Raw genomic sequence first — 3,170 nt, forward strand, 5'->3', positions numbered from 1 at the left:
ACCCAACACAATAATTGCCCATACTGGGGGTATGGTCTGGGTTTTTGCATTGTTCTCTGCCAGATAATTAAAAAAATAGCCTAAGCTAATCAACCAGATCCAGAAGCATAACCAGCCAAAGCGCCAAATGGAATGTAGGCGGAAATGATAGAAAAAGAAACGTTCAATATGATAATAAAAGAACGCATATACACAGAAAAAAAGGCCAAGCAGCAGTGGAAGCACTGTCCCAATATGAATCTTTTTAAATGCGATCAGCACCGCACCATCAATGAACAGGACTGAACCGACAAGGGCAAATAAGAGACGAAGCCATGAACTGAGTTGCATCATTTGAATTGTGGTCGATTTGAATCGTGTTAAGTGTATGCAAATTTAGGCGAAAGGCAAATTTTGATGCTGTTGTATAAAAAACGGGTGTGAAAACACCCGTTGTTCTTGGAGGACAGTGAACTACGAGTTAATAGACATCCCGACGATAACGTCCTGCCTGACGAAGTGCATCCACTTTTTCTTCACCTAGGATATCGGTAAGTGCCTGATCTACACCTGAAGCCATGCCATCAATACTACCACAGACATAAATGACCGCACCCTGGTCTAGCCAGCTAATTAACTCATCAGCCTGTTCACGCACGATATCCTGTACATAGATGCGCTGCGCCTGATCTCTGGAAAAAGCCAGATCAAGGCGTTTGAGCGTGCCCATATTTTTCCATGCTTCAATCGTTTCCTGATAGAAGAAATCATGTTCGCGTTGGCGTTCACCAAAGATCAGCCAGTTGGCGGTGTAATTCTGACGGTTACGCTGCTGTAACAGGCCCATTAGTCCTGCAATGCCTGTACCATTGCCGATACAGATAATAGGGCGGTTGTCATCAATCAAATGGAAAGATTCATTGCTACGAATGCGTAAGGCAATGGTTTGCTTTAAGGATGCAAACTCGGTGAGCCAGCCTGAACCCAGTCCTAATTGGCCATTTTCATCACGTTGTTGACGCACCACCAATCGTAGAACTTGCTGTGACGGGATGCTGGCAATCGAGTATTCCCGTGTTGGCAGGGTAGGAAGTTGTTGCAGCAGTTCCTCAAGCTTGGTAAATGGCTGAATCTCAGTGCGTAGGTTTTTATTCCACAGCCATTGTTCAATCGGTTGTTTGAGTGAAGCAACCTGAATGTTGGCAGGAATTTGATGCTTGGCCAGAAAGGCTTCAATCTCAGCCATACTATTGGCTGGTTGAATCTCGGCAATATCTCCCGCATGCCAGCTAATGTCATAAGGTGCTGTCAGTTCAATATTATAGGCTGCCTGTCCCAAACTATTTGGATTAAGTACATGGCGTTTACTGAGTGTCCATTGATCGAAGACCTTTTCAATATTCATGGCATGCAGTTCATGCTGAGTCACCGCAGACAAGGCTTGATTCCAGCGTTGAATGTCATTGGCATTTGCATTGTCCACTTCGATTAACTCGAAAAATGCCTCCGCATTGCATTGTTTTAACCACTTATCAACTGCATAGCCAAAACTACAGTAACTGTCTGGATATTCTCTGGAACCGAGCGCCAATACCGCATATTGCATGTGACCGAGGTTAGGCCTCTGTTGCATGAGCTTTTTACAGAACCCTGTTGCCAGGTCGGGTGCTTCACCTGTGCCATAGGTGCTGACCACGAATAGAACCTGCTGCGCCTGCTGTAAGTCCTGCTCGGTAAGTTGCTGAATGGGTTTCACTACAGTCGGCTGCTGTGCCTCCTGTAGGCTGGTGGCGGTGCGCCAAGCCAACTGTTCAGCAACACCTGTTTGAGACGCATAAGTAATCAACCATGGTTTTGCATTTGGATCGACCTGTTGTGATGTTTGGGATTGACGCGCTGCCAAAGTCAGTTTCTTCTGTTGACGGCGTTTGAGGTACAGCATCCAGCCTGTCACAAAGAATAAAGGCATGCTGAGAGAGGCCAGCAAGGCAATAAACTGGTAGGTCGAACCAAAGAAACTACCCCGATGCACAGGTAGCATGCTGCTCATGATTTTCTCATTAAGCTTTTTATCTTCATATAATTCTAATTTTTCAATTTTTTGCTGCTGATAGTTATAGACAGCCTGATTGCGTGCACGTTCATGCTGTGGAATATGGTCAACGAATGATAGCTCTAGCTTTGCGTCATCATGCTTGGGAATATTTAGGGTGAGGGCAGAGTATTTGCCGCCAATCTGTGCATTGACGTTTGTCCATGTCTGCTCAAGAATTGTATTGATCTGTTGTTTTGATAATTCAGGTTGCTTGGCTTGGCCAGCCTCATTGTCATGCTCTTTGCGTTGTGGCTGTTCGACTCCCATCACCTTGAACATGCCTGCACGCCACCAGTCATACGACCAGTATAAGCCTGTACATGCAAACAACAGGTAGAACACCGCCGCCCAAGTGCCCACAACGGCATGTAAATTCCAGATAAAATTACGGCCTTTCAGCTTGGGCTTGATAAAAAACCATTGTTTAAAAGAGTGTTTCTTCGGAAAACGCAGATAAAGTCCACTCAATACAAAGAAAATCAGCATCAACGCAGAGGCACCTGTCAACTGTTTGCCAAAATCACCCATCGTTAGATAACGGTGCAAACGCTGAATAAACTGAAAAAACTCCTGTCCCTTGATCTCAGGCAGAACCTCGGCAGTATAGGGATTGACCATCATGTTATAGCCACGCCGTTCGCCATCTTTCTTGATATTGACTGTAGAGGATGCGGTAGGGTCAGCAGAGAGGGTGATGCTGTTGATCTTAATCTCAGGTTGTTGCTGGTTGAAATGCTGATAAAGTTGCGCTGGTGTCAGCTTGGGAGTTGTTGCGGCTTGTACCACATAACTTTGCTGATTAATCATTTTTAAGATTTGTTGATCGTAGGAGTAAATGGCTCCTGTCACTCCCATGATGGAGAGGATTAAACCAGCCGTAATCCCTAAAAACCAGTGGATTTGGAAGAATACTTTTTTAAACATGGGAAAAAATGGAAAGATGAAGAAGTTTCTGTAAATATAACCCAATAATAAGAATAGAATAAGGATTTTGTAGATAATATTGATTTTGATTCTTATTTTCAAATTAAGTGATTTAAATCTGGCTTAAACCTAAACGAGGGAAGTGCCATTTTAAGAAAAAACCCAGCTTGGT

General features: G+C 44.2%; 1 protein-coding gene and 1 pseudogene. Both read right to left on the reverse strand.

The window, feature by feature from the left end; translation table 11 throughout:
- A pseudogene (locus tag B4H32_RS11735) lies at positions 1–330 on the reverse strand (YdcF family protein); the annotation flags it as partial.
- Positions 331–460: 130 nt separating this feature from the next.
- Positions 461–2,998, reverse strand: coding sequence for a PepSY domain-containing protein (locus B4H32_RS11740; protein WP_004681641.1), 2,538 nt, complete (start codon positions 2,996–2,998; stop codon positions 461–463).
- Positions 2,999–3,170: the final 172 nt, after the last annotated feature.

It is taken from the genome of Acinetobacter sp. UBA2063 (genome assembly GCF_002333245.1).
GTDB classification, from domain to species: domain Bacteria; phylum Pseudomonadota; class Gammaproteobacteria; order Pseudomonadales; family Moraxellaceae; genus Acinetobacter; species Acinetobacter parvus.